The sequence below is a fragment of the Sphingobacterium sp. E70 genome (assembly GCF_019285695.1).
Classification (GTDB): Bacteria; Bacteroidota; Bacteroidia; order Sphingobacteriales; family Sphingobacteriaceae; genus Sphingobacterium; species Sphingobacterium detergens.
In genome coordinates this window covers 2,612,752-2,634,384 of record NZ_CP079104.1, presented here as the reverse complement: position 1 = coordinate 2,634,384, position 21,633 = coordinate 2,612,752, and the positions used below count along the sequence as shown (strand labels likewise).

Below are 21,633 nucleotides of genomic sequence, written 5' to 3'. Positions count from 1 at the left end.
ATTTAATTGGTTGTTTTGCAATCTGTTGTTGTGAGTTTTTGTGTTTTTTTAATTTCTTAATTATTTAACATTATTTTACGAATTTTCCGTAGCAACATTGATATCTTTATTGCGACAATATATAAACGGAAATTTATGAGACTAACCTATACCTTAGTTTTGTTTCTTGTACTTTCAGCCATAAGCTCTATTTCCTATGCCCAACAGAGGCTTACAGGTGTAGTTGTTGATGCCAAAGACAAAGCCAAACTCCATCAAGCGTCAGTTGCTTTACTTAACCCAAAAGATTCTATTTTAATTAAGTTCGATCGAACAAAAGAAAATGGGACTTTCCAAATTGCCAATCTGGATACAGGTATTTATAAAATGGTCGTGTCCTATCCGCAATATGCAGATCTCGTGAAAGATATCCATATTACAGCACAAGGTCTTGATCTTGGTATGATATCGCTGTCAAAGGCAGCATTACTTTTGGAGGAGGTGCAGGTCAATGGACGAATTCCAGTCGTTATTAAAGGAGATACAATAGAGTATGATGCCGGTAGTTTTAAGGTTGAGAAAGATGCTAAGGTTGAAGACCTGCTCAAAGTGCTTCCCGGTATTACGATCGATGGGACAGGGAAGATCACAGCGCAGGGAAAAGAGGTAAAAAGGTACTGCTTGATGGGGAGGAGTTTTTGGGGATGATCCAACCCTGATCACCAAAAATATTCGGTCGGATATGGTGAGCAAGGTACAGGTCTACGAAAAGAAGTCAGATTTAGCTGTTCGTACGGGTGTGGATGACGGAGAGCGTACACAAACTATTGATATAAAACTCAAGGAGGATAAAAAGAAAGGGATGTTTGGTCAGGCAATCGCTGGTGCAGGAACAGATAAGTATTATGGCGGGAAAGTCATGCTCAATAAGTTTAAGGGAGCGCAGAAGATTGCCGCTTATGGTATTTTGGCCAATGATGGCATGGTAGGTTTGGGCTTTGAGGATAGTCAAAAATATGGTGTGGGTGGAAGTGGCAATGTGCAGATGATGGATGGTGGAGGTATCATGATCTCTTCCAGTGGAGACGAAACTGATGGTGGATGGGATGGCCAATACAGGGGTGGAGGGTGCCTAAAGCGTTGAATATGGGGGTAAGCTATTCCGATAAATCTAAAAATGATAAGCACAAAATTAACGTCAATTACAAACGTAGTCAGATCAATGTTGATAATACAAGTACCTATAATGCGCAGAATAACTTACCAGAACGGGCACAAATAGACAGTAATACAACCAGAACGGAAAATGAAAACAGAGCAAATGTTGCTAATTTGAGATATGACTATAAGTTGGACTCGCTAGCTGATTTGACAGTAACCATGGGCTTTAATAAATCCAATAGGGATAATACCTCTGAGGCGGAAGCTTATCAGAAAACATTGAGTGGACAGCCGATTACAAATACCATATCGCGTACGGATCTGAATAGTGATCAGGATAAATTCAATGTGAATGCTATCTTGACGCGACGGTTTAAAAAAGAACGTCGCTCCATCACATTTAATGTCAACGCAAATACGGATCGGAATCTTTCGAAGACACAGTATTTTTCGGAAAACTATTTTGAAAATAGCCGGCGTACCGACACAATCGATCAGTTTAAAAAAGATGAATTCAGAAATAATACGTATGGCGGTTCGATAACCTATACAGAACCCCTTTCGAAAAAGATTACAGGATCAATAGGGTACTCTTTTTCCAGCAATAAATCAGAGACACTAAATCAATCCTTCAATAGAGATCCTATCACACAAAAATATACCGTGCTGGATGAAAGTGTATTGAATGATTTTAATTTTTCCAGTTTAAAAAATAGTATCAATACTTCGCTGAACTATAAAACAAATGACTTGACAGTCAATCTGAGTAACCAAACAGAATTTGAGGCTGTGAAAAGGATATATAATAATTTAAATACCGTATTGCAACGTGATCAGACTTCTTTAAGACCCTCACTTTCGGTAAATTACAAAATTTCTAAAAGTAAAAACATCGGTTTCCGTTACAGTGGACAGACTGCTCAGCCTTCATTGACACAGATTGAACCACTCAAACAAAATGCCCAGCCACTCGTGGAATACTTGGACAATCCAGATCTGAAAGCTGGTTTCAACAATTCCTATTCTGTCAATTATAACTCTTATAAACAGCTAAAAGATCAAAATATGTATTTCTATGTTGGCGCTTATCAGGGAAAACGCAATATTAATAGTAGTGTGCGTTATAATTTGGAAGAGGGTACCCGACAGATCTCCTATGTCAATATTGATAAGGATAATTGGTCTGTGTATGGAGGTGGAAGCTATAGTTTTCCGATACAAAAGAAATGGGGATTAAAGATGAACCTTGGTATGGACCTTAACTATAATAGCCAGTATAGTTATCTTTCTTTATTGAATCAAGAACCACAGCTAAATCGTAACAAAACTTGGAGCGTAGGTCCTAATATAGGTTTTAACCGTTATAAAGCAAATAAAATGGACTTTTATATTAACTTGAGTCCAGGCGTAGAAAAAATGGATTCCTATTTACAACCCGAATTGAATCAGACAACATTTAAATTCAATTCTTATTCGCAAGTCACCTATTACTTACCCAAAGACTTTAAAATTTCGCTATCCATGCAACAGAATTATCAGGCTGCAACAAAGACTTTGCAATCCATTAACATGATGAACATGAATGGCTATATCTCTAAAAAGTTGTTAAAGGACAAATCTTTGGAAGCGCAATTATTTGTCAACGATATATTAAATAAAAATATTGGAGTGCGTCGCTATCAAGATGGTACGGCATTTATCCAGACAAGCAACAATGTATTGCGTCGTTATGGGATGTTAAAAGTGATCTACAATTTTACAACAATGAGAGGAGGTGCCAAATGAGGAAGCAGATAATATTAATGATGTGGCTTTTATGCTTGTCCGTCACTACCATACAGGCACAGCATGCATTCTTTCCGAACAGTGGTACTGTGACTTTCGAACGGAAATTTCATGTACAGAATTACTTGAAACGAACTTATTTAAGTAAGCCAGATCTGGATACCTGGGATAAACTGGGGGTAGAGAATGCGGTCAAAAATGGACCTGTTGAAGTGATCACACATCATACGTTGAAGTTTTATGATACCGAGACTTTGTTTGAAACCGTACAGGAAGATTACCCCACTAACTATCGAAATGTCTCCTGGTATAATCCGGCATTGACTGATTCAAAAACTTATTTGAATTTCAAGAATCAAGAATTCATCAAATTATTGCCTTTTGGCGATGAGCAACTGTTGATGAAAGATTCTCTGCCAACAGTGAAATGGAAGTACACTGATGAGTATCGGAATATCGCCGGCTATGATTGTCGGCGAGCAAATGGAATCATACAAGATTCAATCTATGTTGTCGCATTTTTTGCGGGACAGATTCCGATATCAGGGGGCCAGAATTAATCCATGGGCTTCCGGGCTTGATCTTAGGAATATCTATCCCCAGTATGAATATCAATATGTTTGCAACGAAGGTCGAGATAACCAATACTCCAGTGTCCAATGTACTTACCAAAAAGAAGAAAGTTGTTGCCGAATCTAAAACGGAGGTTATAAAAAGTTAAAAGATACTGTCTATGATTGGATGGATGAGAAAGATTTTAAGAAGAGATTACAGAATGTCTTATTCTAATCGCTCTTGGCTTGGTATCCGTAGCTAAAGCAAATCATTAAAAGGGAATAGAAATACCGGATGGCTTGTGAAAACAAAGAACGCCTGTCTTTTGTGACAGGCATTCTTTGTCCATGCTATATCTAACGTTTAACTAGCGTACGGTGCTACCAACTTTGATCACTGTATCCGGTTTGACGAAATCCAATCTACCATCAGCATCTTCGGCCATTAGGATCATGCCTTGTGAGGTAATGCCTTTGATTTCACGAGGTTCTAGATTTACCAAAATTGAGACCTGGCGTCCGACAATCTCTTCTGGACTAAAGAACTCTGCGATACCAGATACAACGGTGCGTTTGTCAATACCTGTATCTATTGTTAATTTTAGTAATTTCTTTGTTTTCGCAACTTTTTCAGCTTCTAAAATTGTCCCTACGCGGATATCCATTTTGACAAAATCGTCAAAACTAATATTTTCTTTAGCAGGGGCGACCTTCGCGTTGTCCGCAAGATTTTTTAGTTTCGCTTCCGCAAGTTTGTTTAATTGAAACTCCACTTGTTCGTCTGTTATCTTATCAAACAACAATTGGACTTCACCCAACTGATGACCATCCTGAATCAGGCCTTCGTTACCTGCATCGTTCCAATTTCCTTGCGGAAAATTGAGCATTTCAAATAATTTGATTGCTGTTTTTGGTAAAAATGGTTGTGCCAACACGGCAAGGTTAGCAACAATCTGAGACGCTACATTTAGGATCGTTTTTACGCGTTCCTCGTCCGTTTTGATTACTTTCCAGGTTCTTCATCAGCCAAATACTTGTTTCCAAGGCGTGCCACATTCATAAACTCCGCCAGCGCTTCACGGAAACGGAATTGCTCCAGTGATGATTTGATAGACGCCGGATAGGATTTTAACTCATCCAATACCGCTTGATCCACTGCTGTTAATGGAGATCCATTTAATACCTTACCATCGAAATATTTATGGGAAAGTACCATCACACGGTTGACAAAGTTACCAAAGATCGCTACTAGCTCGTTGTTGATCCGCGCTTGAAAATCCTTCCAGGTAAATTCAGCATCCGAGGTCTCAGGTAAAATAGAGGTTAATACATAACGTAATTCATCCTGTTTGTCTGGGAATTCCTGTAGATACTCATGTAACCAAACCGCATGGTTTCTGGATGTCGATAACTTATCGCCTTCCAAATTAAGGAATTCATTTGCAGGTATATTTTCTGGCAGGATATAGTCTCCATGAGCATGAAGGATCGCCGGGAATATGATGCAATGGAATACAATATTATCTTTTCCGATAAAATGGATTAATGTTGAATCATCTGCTGGATTGTCATGAGTTTTCCAATAGTCTTCCCAATTTTTTCCGTGGTCAATTGCCCACTGCTTTGTTGCAGAAATATAACCTATTGGTGCATCCAACCATACATAAAGTTTTTTTCCTTCTGCTTCTTTCAGGGGAACATCTACTCCCCAATCCAAATCTCGGGTCATGGAACGTGGCTGCAGACCGGACTTGAGCCAAGACTGACATTGGCCAAAAACGTTGGATTTAAGAATGTTTTTCTTACCCTCGATTAACCATTTTTCCAACCAAGGTTGATATTTATCCAATGGTAAATACCAATGCTTTGTTTCTTTTAATACGGGAGTTTTCCCACTTAATGTGGAAATTGGGTTGATCAGATCTGTTGGACTCAGTGAGGTACCACATTTTTCGCATTGGTCACCATAGGCACCTTCGGATTTACAGTTTGGACAGGTCCCGGTAATATAACGGTCCGCCAAAAACTGATGGTACTCCTCATCGTAGTATTGCTCCGAAAATTTCTCGACAAATTCACCTTTATTATATAAGTTCAGGAAAAAATCTTGCGACAGTTGGTGGTGAATCGGTTCGGAGGTACGGTGGTAGATATCGAAAGAAATGCCAAACTCTTCAAAGCTTTCTTTGATTTGTTTGTTGTATTTATCAATGATCTGTTGTGGCGTAATACCCTCTTTTTTTTGCGCGGATGGTAATGGCTGCACCATGTTCATCCGAACCACAGACATAGACCACATCTTTTTGATTTAAACGCAAATAGCGTACAAAAATATCACCTGGAATATAAGCTCCGGCAAGGTGTCCGATATGTAAAGGACCGTTGGCATACGGTAATGCCGAAGTAATTGTATAACGTTTTTATCTAGAATACTCAATGCTTGAAAGTATATTAAAGTTTTTACTTGTTTTTTCACAAAGATAATTCAATTTGCGGTATAATACTAAGATAAATTTGTTGTCTCCTCATCCATTGAAAATTTTTATTGGAGGAAACCATCATGAGTTGGAACAAATTACTTTGGGCTAAAATTGAAATGAGTTGGCTAATGATCGCTTCATGGCCATAAAGGATCAAATTATATATGAAACATAATAAATATGTCTAAAATACCTGATTTTCTTAAAGAAGGCGACAAAGTCGCCATCGTTTGTCCTGCAAGCTTTATCCGTGGGAATATTGATATGGGGATTGAAACATTGAAGAGCTGGGGCTTGAAGTCCTGGTGGGGAGACAGTAGGGACATCTTATCATCAATTTGCCGGCGATGACCACTTACGTGCTGCAGACCTCCAATGGGCCCTGGATGATCCATCCATTAAAGCCGTATTTGCTGCCCGAGGGGCTATGGCTGTGTTCGGATTGTCGACGAGATCGATTTTTCTACGTTTGAGCAGCATCCCAAGTGGTTGGTCGGCTTTAGCGATATCACCGTATTGCATAGCCATATCCAACGTAACTATAAAATTGCGACGATACATGGGCAGATGCCCAAATCTTTTGAATCAGGAACCAAATCTTCCTTGGAAACATTAAAAATGCGTTGTTTGGTGCTTCCACAGACTTTAGCTATGAACAATCTGTATTCCCAAACCGCTCCGGTGAGGCTGAAGGCAAGCTAATTGGTGGAAATTTGGCTATTTTATTGTCTGTTTTGGCGTCAGACTCAGATGTCAAGTATGCAAATAAAATTCTTTTCATCGAAGATGTGGGGAAGCTTATTATTCTGTGGATCGGATGCTGTGGGCGCTGAAACGTGCTGGCAAATTCAAAAAATTGAAAGGTCTTATTGTGGGCAGTTTTTCATCCATGAAAGATAACGATCCTACATTTGGACAGACCGTAGAGGAGATTATCTGGGATAAAGTCAAAGAATATGATTTTCCTGTCGCCTTTGGTTATCCAGCAGGACATATAGATGATAACCATGCATTGGTATTAGGCCGGAAAGTGAAATTAGTAACGAGTGCCGATAAAACGGAGCTCATCTATTTATAGCGGTTAATCCTATCGACAATTAAATAATTTTGTCCCGGACAAAATTATTTAATTGTCGATATTTTTATATTATCCCGAATGTACAGGAATAACCATCATGGCTGCCTGACTTTTCCAAGCCATTTTTGCGCGATACTGGTGTTGAAAATCCGGCTAAGTAACCCTTTGTCGCGATGGAATGTAACCATCATATCAATGTGGTTTTCATTAATATATTGATTGATGCCAACGGCAATATCCGAGTGTAAGATATAGCTGTATATGGGATGGTAAGGGGCCAGCATATCGTTCATAATGTTAATCTCTGTGCTGACAACTTTACTGGCAGGATCTTCCTTGGTGACGTGAACCACATAGACCTCACTCTTTCGGAGTACTTCAGCTGCATTGATCAGCAGCCGGTCTAACTTAAGCTTCACTTCTTTGAGATTGGTTGCGATCAGCATCTTTTTAGGAATTCTGAATTCGGCTTTGGCAGGTACAACCAATAACGGCGTGTGGCAATTCTCAATTAATTTTAGTGTGTTACTGCCCAAGAGAAGCTTTTTAAAACCACTTTTTCCAGCAGTTCCGACGACAACAATATCGATATCTTCCTCAGCACAAGTGCGGTTGACACCATAGCTCAATTCATACTCCTCCAGTATCACTTTCCATGCTATTCCCTGCGGAAAGAGTTGCATAAGATCTTCTTGCCACACGTTGAGATCTTTTGTTTTTCTTCTAGTATATCCAAATTGCTGATGACAACAGGCTCTGTTCCAACCGTTGGTATAACCTCATAAGTATGGTACAACACAACCCTTTCTATGCCCCAAAGTGGAGCTAATTTTGCGGCATATTGAGCTGCAGCATAGGCATTGTCCGAGAAATCTGTTAACAAAAGAAGATTCTTCATAATAATTTTATAATCGGGTCTATGAGACTTAAATTACGTATTTAGTATCATAATTGCAATATTTTTCTATCAGCGTCCCTATTTTTCTCTAAATGTACTGTCCCATTTGGACTTTCTTTCTCGCGCTCGAATCGATCAGTTTTGTTGAATTTCTTAATCTATATCAAGGCGAAGTAACACATTTTGACCTAATTTTGTTCTCATTAATGGTGGATAAAGCGCGTAGCATGAAGGAGAAAGTTCACCGATACCACTGTAGGATAAATGGGCACTAACTCTAGAATGAAATGAGTTTATTGATACAATAAAGAAATAAGCGCAAATCGATAACCGAACGGAGTGAGCTCATTGATGCCTTTGAGAAATAAACACAAATCAATAACCGAGCGAAGTGAGCTCATTGATACCGCTGAAAATAGACACAAATCAATAAAATTTGATTATTTTAGAAAGATCAATCAGTAATTAACATTTTAATACATTATAATTTTCTATTTATGGCAATTTGGAATTCATTGGGAAAATATAGGGATACAGGTTTGTTGATCCTCCGCATCGGATTGGGAGTCATGATGATTATGCATGGTTTGCCGAAGTTGCAAGGAGGTCCTGAGCTCTGGGCGGGGTTGGAAAGGCCATGGGCAATATGGGCATCAATTTTATTCCGACATTTTGGGGCTTTATGGCCGCGGCTACGGAAACTATTGGTGGTCTTTTCTTACTATTGGGTCTTTTTTTTAGACCTTCAGCCTTGTTACTTGCTTTTACCATGGTGGTTGCTGGATTGATGCATCTTTCAAAAGGCGATGGTGTCTCTGGCGCATCTCATGCCATTGAATTGTTCTTTGTATTTCTGGGACTCGTCTTTATCGGTCCAGGGAAACATTCTGTAGACAAGAAATAGATCCTGTACATAGAAATCTATGTAAAATGGCAGCGACCCAAAGAGACAAAAAAGTATATCCTGAATATTAGAAGGGAGACTTTAATTGAATATGAATTAAGAAATAGGGGTGTACGGATCCTTCCAGATCTTTTTAGACACCCCTTTATGCTGTTTATGATTTATCCATCGGAATAACTAATAAGTTTGCCGCGCCATTCCAAGCAATTTTTTTAGATATACTTGTTTTAAATAAGCTCGCCAGTAAACCTTGTTTCTTGTGAAATGATAGGATGAGGTCTATATGTTTCTCTTTCGCATATTCTGCTATTCCCAATGTAATATCGTCATGACTGATGTAATCATAGATTGGTTTATATTTGTCCAGCCGTTCATGCAAATATTTTAATTCTTGTGCCAAATCCGCGGCAGATCCTTCTTTCTTTGCAACATTCAAAACATATAACTGCGCTGAAAAAGTGTCGAGGACTTGATCCAGATTAAACAAACTCAGTTTTCTGTCAACTTTTCAGGTCAGTGGTTGCCAATACATTTTTTGAACCGCCGGATTTACCTTATGGGAGACAATCAACATCGGTTTATTGCAGATGTCCATTAGGGTAATGGCATTGCTTCCCACCAGGATCTTGGCGAAACCAGTCTGTCCTGTTATCCCTAACGCGACAAGATCAATATCTTCGGATTTACAGAGGTCATTTACACCTATTGGGAGATCGACATCTTCCATCTTGTGGGACAGTGTCACTTGTGCTGGAAAGAGTGGCCCGATTAGCTCTAACCAGGCATTTAATTCTTTCTCTTTGGCCTCTTTAACTTCGTCATTAACCACAACAATAGGTTCATTGTTTACAATTGTTACACTGTTATAAGTATGGTAAACAATAACTTTTTCAGTTTTCAAGCCTCGGCACATAAGGCTACTTGTTTTGCCGCTAAAAGTGCATTTTCTGAAAAGTCGGTTAGAAGCAGGATACATTTCATTGTGATATCGTTTTAAGGGTAAAATCCATCATTATCCGGACTCTTATTTTATAGATTCTGATGTTGTGAAACAATTGTCAGTTCTATTTTTAAAGTCTCTATGTGTAGAACAATTAATGTTAAGATAAGTTACAAAGAAAAGATGAATTTAGTGTGAAAGGATTGAGATTGTGATGAGTATCATAAAAAAAGGCAACCGTTGTTACGATTGCCTTTTTTTTTCGTGGAATTTTATCCGTCTTTATTTTTGTTCGCAAAATTAATGATATAATCAGTCATTACTTTCGCACTCTCATCTTTTACAAAGTCAAGGTCCATCTTAGGTTGAGGTTTGCCTTCTTCCCATGCCGGTTTACCTTGTAATTTCAATAAAGCATTGATACGTTCTCTGTTTTTCTTGAGATTGTCGTCTTTTTCTTTTTTGAATTTATTTAATTCCAATGAAATTTTGACATCTTCATCTTTTTGAGCCTCTTCAATATCTTCTTTCAAATATTTGTATTCGAGTGAATTTTTAATCCGGGTCTCATGTAGCGTCTCCAGTTTTTTATCCACTCCACTCATATCCGCTACTTTTTTGAAGTTACTGGATTGAATTTGATCCCAAGGAAGAGCAGATTTTTCTGAGCTTTCACCAAATTTCTCTGCAGAGAATTGGGACGGGAATGTAATGTCAGGAGTTACTCCTTTGTGTTGGGTACTGCTGCCATTGACACGGTAAAATTTACCCAATGTGATGTTGATTTGTCCATATTGAGGTGCTCCTTCCGGTGTGTCTGGATCTTTCTCTCCTGATGCTTTTAATAATAGGCGACTTGTAGGGCTAATCACACGCGACATATCGATAGCCGATTGGACAGTTCCTTTACCATAACTTTGTGAGCCAAGGATTACTCCTCTACCATAATCTTGAATTGCACCAGCGAAAATTTCTGAGGCTGAGGCAGAGAAACGGTTGATCATTACACCTAATGGGCCGTCCCATGCTACACCTGCGTTCTTGTCTTCTTCAACATCAATATTATTTTTAGTATCCCTTACCTGTACAACAGGCCCCTTATCAATAAACAATCCGGTAAGATCAATCGCTTCAGGAAGTGAGCCCCGCCATTGAAACGTAGGTCGATGAGTACAGCATCCACTTTGGCTTGTTTCAGCGTGTCTAAGATCAATCTTACATCTCTTGTTGTACTTTTGTAGTTTGGATCGCGTCTTCTGTAAGCCTCAAAATCCATATAAAATTTAGGAATATTGATCACTCCGACTTTATACATTTTCCATCAGCCCCTTTGATGTTCATGATCTCTTTTTCGCAGATTCTTCCTCAACAACGATTTTTTCACGTACTAAGGAAACAATGCGTGGATGCGAGTTCATCGGTTGTCCCGCTGGTATAATCTTAAGCCGTACGATTGTTCCCTTAGGTCCTTTTATTTTGGCTACAGCGGCGTCTAATCTCCAGCCGATGATATCTTCAAATTCGCCATCTTTACCTTGTGCCACAGCGATAATCTTGTCATTCACCTGAATGGTCTTGTCTTTAAAGATAGGTCCACCCGGAATGATCTCATTGATGCTTACGGCCTCATTGTCTATGGTCAATCTTGCTCCAATACCTTCAAATGTATTGGCCATACCTTCATTAAAGGCTTGCGCATAAGAAGGGTTGAAATAAGAAGTATGTGGATCTACAGCATCTGTAAGCGCCTGCATGATGATCTGAAAGGCGTCATTTGAATTATATTTCTTTGTTTGGGAAATTAAATTCACATAACGTTTTTTCAATGTTTCTACCTGTTTAGTTTTTGCACTGTCAGTAGATTTACCACTAGCAGTTTCCAGGTTCAACAAATCGTACTTCACACGTTTACGCCATTGATCGTTGGCTTCGGCATCCGTTTTGAACCAACCTAATTTTTCACGGTTAGGCTGATAATATTCATCTTTGGTAAAATCTTGCTTTTTGTCGATTTCAGAAAGTGCATATTGCATTCTTTCCAAATATCTCTTTTTATAGACATTGAAGATCTGAAAGGCTGAAGAAAGATCTCCTCCTTTTATATCTTGGGCAAGGTTACTCTTGTAAGCCTGAAATGCATCAATATCCGATTGAAGAAGATAATTCTTGCTCTGGTCTAAACCTTTGATCAGATTATCATAGATAATTCCAGATATCGAATCATTCATTTTGACCTTCTTGTAGCTTGCATTTTCCAATAATCCAATCACTTCTTTCGCGATGATCTGATGTTGTGTGCTCGGTTTGAGGCCACCATCATCTGGAAGTGCTACTCGTGGTTTTGAACCACAAGAGACAATAGATACCACAAAAAGTGCAAATATGAGTTTCCTAAACATATTTTCGACAGTTTTAATAATCATTTTATAAACTAAGATAAATTTGCTTCTATATGCAATTTTAAATTAAGCTGAATATAGAACAAATTTATCGTTCTCTCCTTTGCCATCAATAAACTTTTATATAAAGGAAATAAAAATATTCAGCTCTTATTGATAAGCGTGCTAAATTTAGTGAAATTCATAGCACATTATCATAGATTCTAAAAATTTATTTGATTTATCCTTTAATATTTACAAAAAGCTTAAAATACGATTTATTTCTTACTTTCGATTCTTCGGTTGTATTATCTTACGAAGATCAATCAATTGTACAAGTCGTTTTTCAGTTGTGTATAAGCCTTGTAGGTCTGGTCGGCCGAAGGGTAGTCCTTCAATACAAGGTATACTTCGCCCAATTTGTCTAATATCGCCAACGACAACTGTTTGTTATTCTCGTTTGCGGCCAATTCAGCTGCTTGAATAAATTCTTTGATAGACACTTTGTAATTCCCATCCTTTTGCTTGGAAGCGGCAAGCAGATATTCGATCTCCGCAAGTTCACCACTCAGATTTTTTGCATTGGCTAGATCACGTGCCTGCAATAAAAACCATTGTGCCTCGGTGTATTTGTTTTGTTTAAAATAGATCTCCGCCAGCATCTCCCATGCGAATATTTTACCTTCATAAGCCTTTGCTTTATTAAATAAGGGGATAGCGCTTCGGATAATGTTATTTTCGGCGGCCTTAAAGTTTTTTTGTCCTGCACGGGCCATGGCAATTAATAACCAGGCATTGGCCTGCTCGAGATAGCTTTTGCTTACCGTGGCGTAGCTATGATATTTTTGGGCACTTTCTTCGGCTTTGTCGAAATCGCCATGATACAATTGAAAATTGCTCAAGTTCAAGTTGATTGTTGCAATATCATCCTTGTTGTCAGTACGATTTGCTAATGATAATGCATCATATAGAAATTTTGAAGCAGCACTACTATCATTATTCTTAATTGCAAATAGAGCAGCTTCATTGGCTAAGGCATAGCCTGCAATCCAGTTCTCTGCTTTTTTCTGATTTTCGATGGTATTATTCCATGCTGTGGTATTAGCCGGAACGGGATTCATCAGATATTGAAAATGCCCCATATTATTGGTGCTTTTCAACTGCAGTAATAAACGTTGGAATAGCAGTTGCCTGGCGATTTCCTTGCTAAAGCTTTTTTGTTCGAATAATTGTCTTCAATAATTTCGTTTTCAGTCTTTGGAGGAGGTAGGAAATACACCTCCGGACCTACGCCGCTAAATGAAGCATCATATTTTTTTATCGCCCCAGTATAGTCCTTTGGGGTATTCTGTGCCATAACCTTTCCGCTCATTCCAAGGGTCGTGGTTAGGGCAGTCAAAAGTAAGGTCCAGTATCTCGTCATACTCATTCATTATTACGCGTCAATTAGCGTCTAATACAAACTTAGATAAATTGTATTCCAAAAGCAATTTATCGTTTTCTGCTCTGTCATAAACATTTTGAATATAATAGAGCAAACTCAGATAAATTGTATAGTGAAAGCAATTTATCGATCTCTGCTCTGCCATAAAGAACTTTAATAGTAGAGCAAATATGAAGAAAAATTGTGTGAAAAAATGTTAAAGTGTTTTTTGAGTATGAAGTAGTTAGTATTGAGACCTTGGAGGAACAAGCCTTTGGCTTACCGATTATTTTCTTTTTTAGTTACACGCCCACTGCTTGGGTATACTTCATTAGACTACACTAAAATATTTAGTTATTGTAGGGTTTAATTTTTAAATTTGTACTATGGCAACACGTATCCCTCTTGCAGAACGATTACGACCACATCAATTGAAAGATTATGTGGGGCAGCAGCATATTGTTGGTCCCGATGCAGTACTTTATCATGCGATCCAACAAAAGAATATCCCTTCAATGATATTATGGGGGCCTCCGGGTGTTGGAAAGACAAGTTTAGCGCTGTTGATTGCAAAGGAGCTGGATAGACCTTTCTTTGCCCTGAGTGCAATTCAGGCTGGCGTAAAAGATATCCGCGAGGTCATTGATAAAGCCGAGCGACTGATGAATTTCAATCAGGATCAGCCAATTCTGTTTATTGATGAGATACATCGTTTTCCAAATCCCAACAGGATTCGCTACTGGGAGCCGTTGAGCGCGGTTTGGTGACACTGATTGGCGCGACAACGGAAAACCCTTCATTCGAGGTTATATCCGCTTTGTTATCCCGTTGTCAGGTTTATGTGTTGGAGCATCTCTCAGAGGCAGATCTTATTGGTCTGGTTCAAAAGGCGCTTTATGAGGACGAGTATCTCCAAAAACAAGCGATTGCTGTTGAAGAGTATGAGGCGTTGCTGCGCTTGTCCGGTGGTGATGCACGCAAGCTGTTGAATGTGCTTGAACTTGTTGTCAATGCCGCAGTTCTCCATAAGGAACCCATTAGCAATGCTTTTGTGCTGAAGCAGGTACAACAGAATATGGCGATCTATGACAAAGCTGGGGAACAACATTATGATATTATTTCAGCTTTTATAAAATCTATACGGGGATCTGATCCGAACGCTGCCGTATACTGGCTTGCCCGAATGATCGAAGGGGAGAAGATCCTTCATTTATTGCGCGTAGGTTATTGATTTTGGCCTCTGAAGATATTGGCAATGCTAATCCCAATGCGCTCTTGTTGGCGAATAACTGTTTCCAGGCGGTGAACGTCATCGGATGGCCCGAATCACGCATTATTCTTTCGCAAACCGTCATTTATCTTGCAACTTCGGTCAAGAGCAATGCATCCTATGAAGCCATTAATAAGGCACAGGCGCTCGTGAAACAAACCGGCGATCTGTCGGTTCCCTTACACATCCGTAATGCGCCGACTAAACTGATGAAGGAGCTCAACTATGGAGCCGAATATAAATATGCACATGCTTATCCTGGGAACTTTGTGTTACAGGAATTTCTACCCAAAGAGGTTAGTGGTGTAAAATTATACGAACCGGGACAAAATCCTCAGGAGGAGAAGGTCCGACAGAGCCTTCGGGACAAGTGGAAAGAGAAATACAGATATTGAGAAAGTAAAAATGCCGCTACAAAATCTCAATACCCAATACTAACTACTCAATACTAATATCTATATTTGTTTTACAAATTGCTTCAACATATGAACATAGTGCCTCTAAAGCAAGTAGGGCGTTGGGCAGCGATAGCGCTGATCGGACTTACTGTTCTTTCCTGTAAAAAGGATAATCCAAAGCCCGAACCGGAGCCGGAACCAACTGACCGTACCGAAGGTCAGCTTATTAAAGACGATATTTATAAATATTATAAGCTCTATTCCGTATGGGCGGATGGATCTATTCCGGATTATTTAAAAATCCGGCTCAGTATACCGATCAATATGGTTCGGCAAGTAATGTGCTTGATGCACTCAAAAGGCTGACACCTGTCCATGTGGCGGCTGGTTACGCAGGGTTTTTGACCGCTTTTCCTTTATGGAAGGTCTCAATGGTTACAATATCTCCGAGCAGGCCAGTACAAAGATGGATAACAACGAAGGCTATGGCATCTCCGTGCAATGGTTTTCTTTGGATGCAGCTACTGCACGACCTTATATTTCCTTTGTTGAAGGGGCTCTCCAGCGCAATTGGCGGGATTTAAACGTGCAGATATCATTACAGCTGTCAATAATGATAAGGAAAACTATTCGATCGAAGTCAATTGTCCGGATGGGGGCAGAACCTGCGAAGTAAAAGATGCTGCAGCCTATAGTCGATTGAGAAATAAAATCAATTCAGCATTGGATGCAGCAAATCTTACATTGCAGGTGAAACGTGCGGATAATAAGCTGTTCGAAAAAGCGATGAGTTATAACAATTCGTATGTGATCAATCCGATCTACAAGGATACGATCTATCTCAACAGTAATAATAATGTCGGTTATTTGGCCTTATCTTCTTTTGAGGAGATTGGCAGTAACAATCAAAATCAGAAGAATATTGATGCGGCCTTTGCCCAATATGAAGCCAAACAGATCAAAAGCCTGATTGTTGATCTTCGTTACAATGGCGGCGGCTATGTAGATGCGGCTATCTATGTTGCGGATAAGATCGGCGGCGCCAAGACCAAAGGTAAACTGATGCTGACCTATGAAATGAATAAGTATATGCAGTCGGATGCAGCAAAGAACTTAAGAGATCAACTGAATATGCATGATACCTACTTTGACGGACTAAGTACGTTAAATCTTAATAAAGTTTATTTCTTGGTGAGCGAAGAGACTGCTTCAGCGGCTGAGATGCTGGTCAATGTGCTTACTCCGCATCTTCCAGTTCAGATTATAGCCACTGAATCCAGAACCTATGGTAAACCCGTTGGGTTTTTCGAACAGAAAGTCCGGGACAAAGTATCTTATTGGCCAGCTTCCTTTATTCTGAAGAATTCACGCGGAAATCTCGGCGAGAAATATAACAAGGAACTGAATCCGGTCTGCGTGATTATTGGGACGGTCTAGTTCCTGATAAGAGTGGTATCGGTGATGATGTTTCAGCTGACGTCGGAGATCCTAAGGAGAAAATGCTGGCAACGGCTTTAGCTGATGCAGCTCCCACAAGTAAATCACGGGCAGCTATGCGCAGTATTTCTGCACGTACAATCCAAACAGTGGAACAGGGCAAAATGCATACAAGGCCGGAGCGGGGCATGATTAAGACAAGGAGTAAATAAGTTAGTGTTGCTACTTGCGAAGAGAGCAAGTATGAGAATAGCTATGAGAGATATGGAGGTCACAGGATAATTAAGTCATCCTGTGACCTCTTAGTTTATTAGAAATCTCAATACGAATTATTTACTGCCAAATATGAATGAATGACACAGCTGGGCCGCCGCCGCGTCGGGCAAGCATTGTAAATAACCTACCGGTACTTCACCTACAATTTTTTCCAAAATTGTATTCATACTTGCAAAGAGATCTTTATTCCATCGGATTGCCGTGCAACTTGGTAAAACAGCAATAAAGCCTTTGAGTCCCGGTTGCCAGGTAAAGGTATTGGTTGGAGCCTGTTGTAACCGCACGAAGGCTTTTAGCGGTAATCGTTCATTTATATAACAAGGTGTCTTGCCACTCCATGGTGTTCCATAGATAAAAATGCCCTCCGCTGTTATTCGGACAGCCGGATTATCATCATTGAGCAATACAGTGTTGGGAATATGGGTAAGCCATAGTCTACTATGCGTACTTTTTCCGGTTCCACTTTTCCCTAAAAATGCGATTCCAGTACCTTGATGATTGACCACGGAGGCATGGATCATAATGGTATCATGCAGAAGGCTGGCTTGGCCAAATATCATCATGGACATCCAGGTAATTACAGCACTCTGTTCAGCTGCTGAGCTCTCAGGAACATAAATCGTAGATCGCTCAAAGTTGCGGTTGCTATACTGATACCAAGTTCCATTTCCGTTATCATTTACTATTGTCGTAATAAATGTGTCCTCTTTCTCATAAAAACGAAAGCGATCTCCCAAGCAATAGACTCATCTGTCCGCAATAATCCCATATCCGCTGTTACTGGTGCTTTTTCTAGACTGATATTAATTGTAATATCAGCTTTATCGTCAGCAATACCGATCTGAAAATCCCGAAAGGACCCCAGGATATCATTCAACGCAATAGGTGTTGGATGGTTAAACTCAAAGATTAAGTCAGCGATGCGGTAACGGGTTTGAGATAACTCCAGCGAATTTTCTATATTCATAATTCAGTTCCTATGTGAATAAATATATTCATGAGCTCATGTGCTCGGTTCGTCTTTTATTTATTTGTATGTCCGGATTATTTTCATAACTATCTGTATTTTGCGAATCACAGTGATTACTTTAATCGAGATAGATGCGGTGTTGGCATTTATCTGCGAGATGTAAGTCGTGTGTTACAAATAGACATATTTTATGTTTTCCATATTCGAGCAGACGTTGTGTTAGCATATCTGAAGTCGTTCTATCCAAGGCAGAGGTTACTTCGTCAAAGAGCCAGATATCACCATCGTGCATCAGCGCGCGGGCAATAGCGATACGTTGCGCTTGTCCCTCGGATAAACCCATGCCAGATTCCCCTACGAGGGTATCTACCCCGTCCGGAAAGTCAAATACAAATTCGGCACAGGCCAACCATAGCGCCTGATCTATGTCTAGCGCTCCATCTTCTTTCACATGGAGGAGAAGATTTTCCCGGATTGTTCCGCTAAAGAGTGAATTGCCCTGTGGGATATAGGCAAAATTGACGCGATGTTTTGCCTCCAACGATCGTTCTCCATCGATATCTACCAATGTGATATCGCCTTTTTCAGCTTTGAGCAGCGATAACAATAGACGGATCAAAGTGGTTTTCCTTTTCCGCTTGGGCCGATAATTGCTGTTGATTCACCGACTTTTAGCGAAAGGTTTAACTGTTGTAATACCCATTTGTCCTCGTAACGAAAGGAGAGATCACGGATAAGGAGTTCTTGTGTTTTGTTCAGGCGCTCCTGTTTTACTTGAGGTTCAATCTCACCTTCCTGTAATTCCAGTAGCCGATCTGCAGATACCCGAAAGCGAACAAAACCTGGAATATAAGCAATCAATGCAAGAATTGGTGTTTGAATTCGCGCGACCAATTGCAAAAGGCCGTCATTGTTCCAAAAGTAATCTGTCCGGATTGTAGCCGATAGACTCCCCAGATAAAGGCGACCAAATAACCTGCATTCATGGCGACTTTCATAGCGCCTTGGGTATAGGTTGAAAAATTAATCTGACGCATTTTCAGTAAAAAAGCTGCTGTTGACTAGCTGTCAATTTTGCCCTCCTTTTTGGGAAAATGCCCATGGCGCGGATAAGCAAACGGAAACGTAAATTTTCCTGGAGAACTTTTGAGAAATTACTTTCCTCCTCTTTTACCTCCTTGCTCAATTTACGCATTCTGCGGAAGTAAATCTTTGAAAATACAAATAAAGGTGATATGGCAAGAATCATAAGCGCAAGCATCGGATCCATATACCATAAGAAACCGACCGAAGCCAATAGTTGGATAATCGTCAATACAAAGGAAAGCATCGTGCTGGCAATGGTATTGGCAACTTCTTCGCAGTCGGTCTGAATCCGGATCTGGATATCACCTGTATGCCAGTTTTTGATCAGTTTCCATACGGATAACATCTGTGCATCGAGCATAGTCCGTTGCAGTTGGAGTGTAAGCATGAGCTTGACACGCTCCAGAAGACGGCCTGAATAGCCTTTTATAGCCACATTTAGCGTGATACTTCCAATAATACCGATCAACAGCCATTTAAGGGATAATACTCCCGGGGAAGTTGCCACATCAACTGCTTTTTTGGACAGGTATACAAAGGTCAGGAAAGACCGATACAGATCAGCTCCAATACAAAGTATAGGAGCAATCTACCACGGTAGCCTTCGCTGATTGACCATGCCCAGCGCACATGTTGTTTCAGGCTGTTATTATTCATTCGGATAGATCAATGGAAAGGTTATTTTTCCAATAGTCCTTGTTTTTCGAAATCTCCAAGTAAAACTTTAGCATCGGATTGCGCCTGTTCCTCTTCCACCTCATAGTTTTCACAGAGTAGTTTAACGATTGTAGCTGTGTCAAACTCTTTTTCTTTTAATTGCTCCCAAAGCCATGCTGCAGTGCTATTTAGTGTGTATACAGTTGATAAATCGACCATATCCTGACTCGGGTCAACAATTAAATGATCTGAACCAATTGTTCTCAATACTAAATCCGATCTTAATTTCATATATAAATTATCTGTATAAAAGTGTATGCCCTCGATGGGGAAATTATATCTTGCTTGGTTCTCCAACTGTTATGAAATAGCCAAATAATAAATAACAGTGCCCATGATAGACCTATGCATATATAATTTTCTAGCATAAAGGCCTAAAAGCGCGAGTAATAAGTCCAAACTTAACTAAATTGCTCTTTAAATGCAAGGGTATAGCGATGCCTAAAGAGAACAATTATCCTCTTTGCCAATTAATTTGGATATTTCTGTTTTGTAAAACGTCTGCCAAATTTTATGGAATTTTTGAATATAGTTTTTAGTGCCCCTGCTTAAATGATTGTATGGTTTCACGAAGACCCTGTTTTGCCGTTTTGGGCAGTCTCTGAATGGCTAACGCGAGTTTTATTTTTTTATTGGAAACGACTAGATTACTTGTTAATTTTTTGAGGCGCCAAGTGTTTAAAGGCAGTGCGCGACTGTGGTCCCCCAATCTGGAAAGCCAACGGATAATATGCTTAGGTAGAGGAAAGCAAGGAACTTTTAGCCCAGTCTCTTGTTTCATGACGTTAACAATTTCATTCGAAGATAACGTTTCATCGTCTGCAAGATGATAAATGCCTGTACCCATCTTCTCATGTTGTAAGAGAATCTGTTCGATAAAAAAGCAAAAGTTGTCGATTGAAAGAAAAGAACGCTTATTCTTAAATCGGACCAAAGGATAAGGAATACCCTTACTGACTAATTTATATAATTGGTTTAAATTTCCTTTATCTCCTGCACCATGCACCATGGGAGGCCGTAAGATAATTAATTTCTTATTTGGAGGTAGTTTTTGTTGCATCAACCACTCTTCGGCAGCTTGCTTTGATTTTCCATAGGGAGAAACGGAATTATAACCTGCATTTTCTGATAAGGATTTGGAAGATTCTATCTCTTCTATGGCGGCCAATGAGCTAATGTGGATAAAAATTTTAGCTTCCGAGGAGATAAATAATTGAAAGGCTTTTTTGCAAGTTCAAAGTTGGCATAAAAGAAATCTTCTTCCAAGGCTTTACGTGTAAAATCGTGCGCTTTGCCCACTAAATTAATGATGCTCTCCGCTGTAAAATTGTCATCCAGCCAACTCAGGTTTCGCATTGAAACAAATTTACATTCAAATGGATCTTTAAGCTTCCTGCTTAAATGACTGCCTATAAAGCCGGTATCGCCTCCTAAAACTAATACTTTCATGTTATTCCCCTTAATAACTCTTTTTTATATAGCTAAATGAAAATACTCTTCTAACTCCAAAACGGTTTGAGAACAATTTCTTTTTATTTTAATTTGTTAATAAAATAATTTGATAACTGTATGTATTTCCTAATTATTCTCAGCTTGTAGGAGGTGTTTAAATATGGCCTCAGTGCAGAAAAACACAGACGACAATTCAAAATGATTAAGATTCTCCTCATAATCTAGTTAGAATAATTGCTGCAAATATACACATATTTACATGTTTCTATTTACTCAACGTTAAATTAATATAACCTGCTACAGTTTTGTGTTAATTTTTTTAACACATTGATTTTTAAGTAGTTGATAATAAATTTTTCTTATATAAGGAAAATGCCAGACTAACCTAAGCTATTTGTATAGGTTGAAGATTCAATAAAACGGTTATTTTGAGGAAATTTATGTGTG

At 39.3% G+C, this 21,633-nt stretch carries 26 protein-coding genes and 5 pseudogenes; 12 read left to right on the top strand and 19 right to left on the bottom strand.

The window, feature by feature from the left end; all coding sequences use genetic code 11:
• The first annotated feature begins 135 nt into the window (after positions 1 to 135).
• Genes KUH03_RS18820 through KUH03_RS18800 form a run of 5 tightly spaced genes read left to right on the top strand, consistent with a single transcriptional unit; the run spans position 136 to position 3,646 of the window.
• Positions 136 to 687 (top strand): carboxypeptidase-like regulatory domain-containing protein, encoded by a 552-nt coding sequence (locus tag KUH03_RS18820; protein ID WP_257095735.1) that lies wholly within the window; start codon positions 136 to 138, stop codon positions 685 to 687.
• A gap of 34 nt (positions 688 to 721) precedes the next feature.
• Positions 722 to 1,123: a hypothetical protein gene (locus tag KUH03_RS18815; RefSeq protein ID WP_257095733.1), complete on the top strand. Its 402-nt coding sequence runs from the start codon at positions 722 to 724 to the stop codon at positions 1,121 to 1,123.
• Positions 1,081 to 2,925, top strand: coding sequence for an outer membrane beta-barrel family protein (locus KUH03_RS18810; protein ID WP_257095730.1), 1,845 nt, complete (start codon positions 1,081 to 1,083; stop codon positions 2,923 to 2,925). The genes KUH03_RS18815 and KUH03_RS18810 overlap by 43 nt, the downstream gene beginning before the upstream one ends.
• Positions 2,922 to 3,485 (top strand): GLPGLI family protein, encoded by a 564-nt coding sequence (locus tag KUH03_RS18805; protein ID WP_257095728.1) that lies wholly within the window; start codon positions 2,922 to 2,924, stop codon positions 3,483 to 3,485. The genes KUH03_RS18810 and KUH03_RS18805 overlap by 4 nt, the downstream gene beginning before the upstream one ends.
• 17 nt (positions 3,486 to 3,502) lie before the next feature.
• Positions 3,503 to 3,646, top strand: a complete 144-nt coding sequence (locus KUH03_RS18800) for a hypothetical protein (RefSeq protein WP_257095726.1) — start codon at positions 3,503 to 3,505, stop codon at positions 3,644 to 3,646.
• 201 nt (positions 3,647 to 3,847) lie between these two features.
• Here the strand turns inward: KUH03_RS18800 and metG are convergent.
• A pseudogene (gene metG / locus KUH03_RS18795) lies at positions 3,848 to 5,887 on the bottom strand (methionine--tRNA ligase).
• Between the two features lie 561 nt (positions 5,888 to 6,448).
• Between metG and KUH03_RS46145 the strand changes: the two are divergent.
• Both KUH03_RS46145 and KUH03_RS48765 read left to right on the top strand, forming a co-directional pair.
• Positions 6,449 to 6,661: a hypothetical protein gene (locus KUH03_RS46145; protein WP_373564753.1), complete on the top strand. Its 213-nt coding sequence runs from the start codon at positions 6,449 to 6,451 to the stop codon at positions 6,659 to 6,661.
• Positions 6,583 to 7,037 (top strand): annotated as a pseudogene (locus KUH03_RS48765) (hypothetical protein). Before KUH03_RS46145 ends, KUH03_RS48765 begins: the two are co-directional and overlap by 79 nt.
• 95 nt (positions 7,038 to 7,132) lie before the next feature.
• Here the strand turns inward: KUH03_RS48765 and KUH03_RS18785 are convergent.
• Both KUH03_RS18785 and KUH03_RS18780 read right to left on the bottom strand, forming a co-directional pair.
• Positions 7,133 to 7,738 (bottom strand): universal stress protein, encoded by a 606-nt coding sequence (locus KUH03_RS18785; protein WP_257095724.1) that lies wholly within the window; start codon positions 7,736 to 7,738, stop codon positions 7,133 to 7,135.
• Positions 7,696 to 7,935 (bottom strand): hypothetical protein, encoded by a 240-nt coding sequence (locus KUH03_RS18780; RefSeq protein ID WP_257095722.1) that lies wholly within the window; start codon positions 7,933 to 7,935, stop codon positions 7,696 to 7,698. The genes KUH03_RS18785 and KUH03_RS18780 overlap by 43 nt, the downstream gene beginning before the upstream one ends.
• A gap of 497 nt (positions 7,936 to 8,432) precedes the next feature.
• Here KUH03_RS18780 and KUH03_RS18775 point away from each other — a divergent pair.
• Positions 8,433 to 8,839, top strand: a pseudogene (locus KUH03_RS18775) (DoxX family protein).
• A 154-nt stretch (positions 8,840 to 8,993) separates the two neighbouring features.
• Here KUH03_RS18775 and KUH03_RS18770 read toward each other — a convergent pair.
• From KUH03_RS18770 to KUH03_RS18740, 7 genes and pseudogenes are all read right to left on the bottom strand, one after another.
• Positions 8,994 to 9,326, bottom strand: coding sequence for a hypothetical protein (locus KUH03_RS18770; RefSeq protein ID WP_257095720.1), 333 nt, complete (start codon positions 9,324 to 9,326; stop codon positions 8,994 to 8,996).
• A 21-nt stretch (positions 9,327 to 9,347) separates the two neighbouring features.
• Complete coding sequence (locus KUH03_RS18765) at positions 9,348 to 9,740, bottom strand: universal stress protein (protein ID WP_257095719.1); 393 nt, start codon at positions 9,738 to 9,740, stop codon at positions 9,348 to 9,350.
• Positions 9,741 to 10,051: 311 nt separating this feature from the next.
• Entirely contained in the window at positions 10,052 to 10,552 is a 501-nt protein-coding gene (locus KUH03_RS18760) for a carboxy terminal-processing peptidase (RefSeq protein ID WP_257097100.1), read from the bottom strand.
• Positions 10,547 to 11,055 (bottom strand): annotated as a pseudogene (locus tag KUH03_RS18755) (S41 family peptidase); the annotation flags it as partial. The pseudogene KUH03_RS18755 and the gene KUH03_RS18760, both read right to left, overlap by 6 nt.
• 61 nt (positions 11,056 to 11,116) lie before the next feature.
• A complete protein-coding gene (locus tag KUH03_RS18750) occupies positions 11,117 to 12,178 on the bottom strand; it encodes a PDZ domain-containing protein (protein WP_257095717.1) in 1,062 nt (353 codons plus the stop codon).
• Positions 12,179 to 12,483: 305 nt separating this feature from the next.
• The gene (locus KUH03_RS18745; protein WP_257095716.1) at positions 12,484 to 13,317 is read right to left on the bottom strand and encodes a lipopolysaccharide assembly protein LapB; all 834 of its coding nucleotides are present in this window, start codon (positions 13,315 to 13,317) and stop codon (positions 12,484 to 12,486) included.
• Positions 13,314 to 13,580, bottom strand: coding sequence for a hypothetical protein (locus KUH03_RS18740; RefSeq protein WP_257095714.1), 267 nt, complete (start codon positions 13,578 to 13,580; stop codon positions 13,314 to 13,316). The genes KUH03_RS18745 and KUH03_RS18740 overlap by 4 nt, the downstream gene beginning before the upstream one ends.
• Positions 13,581 to 13,966: 386 nt before the next feature.
• Here KUH03_RS18740 and KUH03_RS18735 point away from each other — a divergent pair.
• The 4 genes and pseudogenes from KUH03_RS18735 to KUH03_RS18720 all read left to right on the top strand — a co-directional run bounded on the left by KUH03_RS18735 (position 13,967) and on the right by KUH03_RS18720 (position 16,897).
• Positions 13,967 to 15,245 (top strand): annotated as a pseudogene (locus KUH03_RS18735) (replication-associated recombination protein A).
• 90 nt (positions 15,246 to 15,335) lie between these two features.
• On the top strand, positions 15,336 to 15,614 hold the full coding sequence (locus KUH03_RS18730; RefSeq protein ID WP_257095712.1) for a hypothetical protein: 279 nt from the start codon (positions 15,336 to 15,338) through the stop codon (positions 15,612 to 15,614).
• A gap of 204 nt (positions 15,615 to 15,818) precedes the next feature.
• Entirely contained in the window at positions 15,819 to 16,685 is an 867-nt protein-coding gene (locus tag KUH03_RS18725; protein WP_257095710.1) for a S41 family peptidase, read from the top strand.
• A gap of 62 nt (positions 16,686 to 16,747) precedes the next feature.
• Entirely contained in the window at positions 16,748 to 16,897 is a 150-nt protein-coding gene (locus KUH03_RS18720; RefSeq protein ID WP_257095708.1) for a hypothetical protein, read from the top strand.
• Positions 16,898 to 17,014: 117 nt separating this feature from the next.
• Here the strand turns inward: KUH03_RS18720 and KUH03_RS18715 are convergent, their stop codons facing one another.
• From KUH03_RS18715 to KUH03_RS18675, 9 genes are all read right to left on the bottom strand, one after another.
• Positions 17,015 to 17,698, bottom strand: a complete 684-nt coding sequence (locus KUH03_RS18715) for a hypothetical protein (protein WP_257095697.1) — start codon at positions 17,696 to 17,698, stop codon at positions 17,015 to 17,017.
• Positions 17,644 to 17,928, bottom strand: coding sequence for a hypothetical protein (locus KUH03_RS18710; protein WP_257095695.1), 285 nt, complete (start codon positions 17,926 to 17,928; stop codon positions 17,644 to 17,646). Before KUH03_RS18710 ends, KUH03_RS18715 begins: the two co-directional genes overlap by 55 nt.
• A 121-nt stretch (positions 17,929 to 18,049) precedes the next feature.
• A complete protein-coding gene (locus KUH03_RS18705; protein ID WP_257095692.1) occupies positions 18,050 to 18,550 on the bottom strand; it encodes an ATP-binding cassette domain-containing protein in 501 nt (166 codons plus the stop codon).
• On the bottom strand, positions 18,547 to 18,792 hold the full coding sequence (locus KUH03_RS18700; RefSeq protein ID WP_257095690.1) for a hypothetical protein: 246 nt from the start codon (positions 18,790 to 18,792) through the stop codon (positions 18,547 to 18,549). The genes KUH03_RS18705 and KUH03_RS18700 overlap by 4 nt, the downstream gene beginning before the upstream one ends.
• Complete coding sequence (locus KUH03_RS18695; RefSeq protein WP_257095688.1) at positions 18,789 to 18,968, bottom strand: hypothetical protein; 180 nt, start codon at positions 18,966 to 18,968, stop codon at positions 18,789 to 18,791. Before KUH03_RS18695 ends, KUH03_RS18700 begins: the two co-directional genes overlap by 4 nt.
• Positions 18,969 to 18,970: 2 nt before the next feature.
• Complete coding sequence (locus tag KUH03_RS18690; RefSeq protein ID WP_257095686.1) at positions 18,971 to 19,525, bottom strand: ABC transporter transmembrane domain-containing protein; 555 nt, start codon at positions 19,523 to 19,525, stop codon at positions 18,971 to 18,973.
• A gap of 170 nt (positions 19,526 to 19,695) precedes the next feature.
• Entirely contained in the window at positions 19,696 to 19,965 is a 270-nt protein-coding gene (locus KUH03_RS18685) for a PqqD family protein (protein WP_257095683.1), read from the bottom strand.
• 304 nt (positions 19,966 to 20,269) lie between these two features.
• On the bottom strand, positions 20,270 to 20,902 hold the full coding sequence (locus tag KUH03_RS18680) for an SDR family oxidoreductase (RefSeq protein WP_257095681.1): 633 nt from the start codon (positions 20,900 to 20,902) through the stop codon (positions 20,270 to 20,272).
• Complete coding sequence (locus KUH03_RS18675; protein ID WP_257095679.1) at positions 20,890 to 21,183, bottom strand: hypothetical protein; 294 nt, start codon at positions 21,181 to 21,183, stop codon at positions 20,890 to 20,892. The genes KUH03_RS18680 and KUH03_RS18675 overlap by 13 nt, the downstream gene beginning before the upstream one ends.
• Between the last annotated feature and the right edge of the window lie 450 nt (positions 21,184 to 21,633).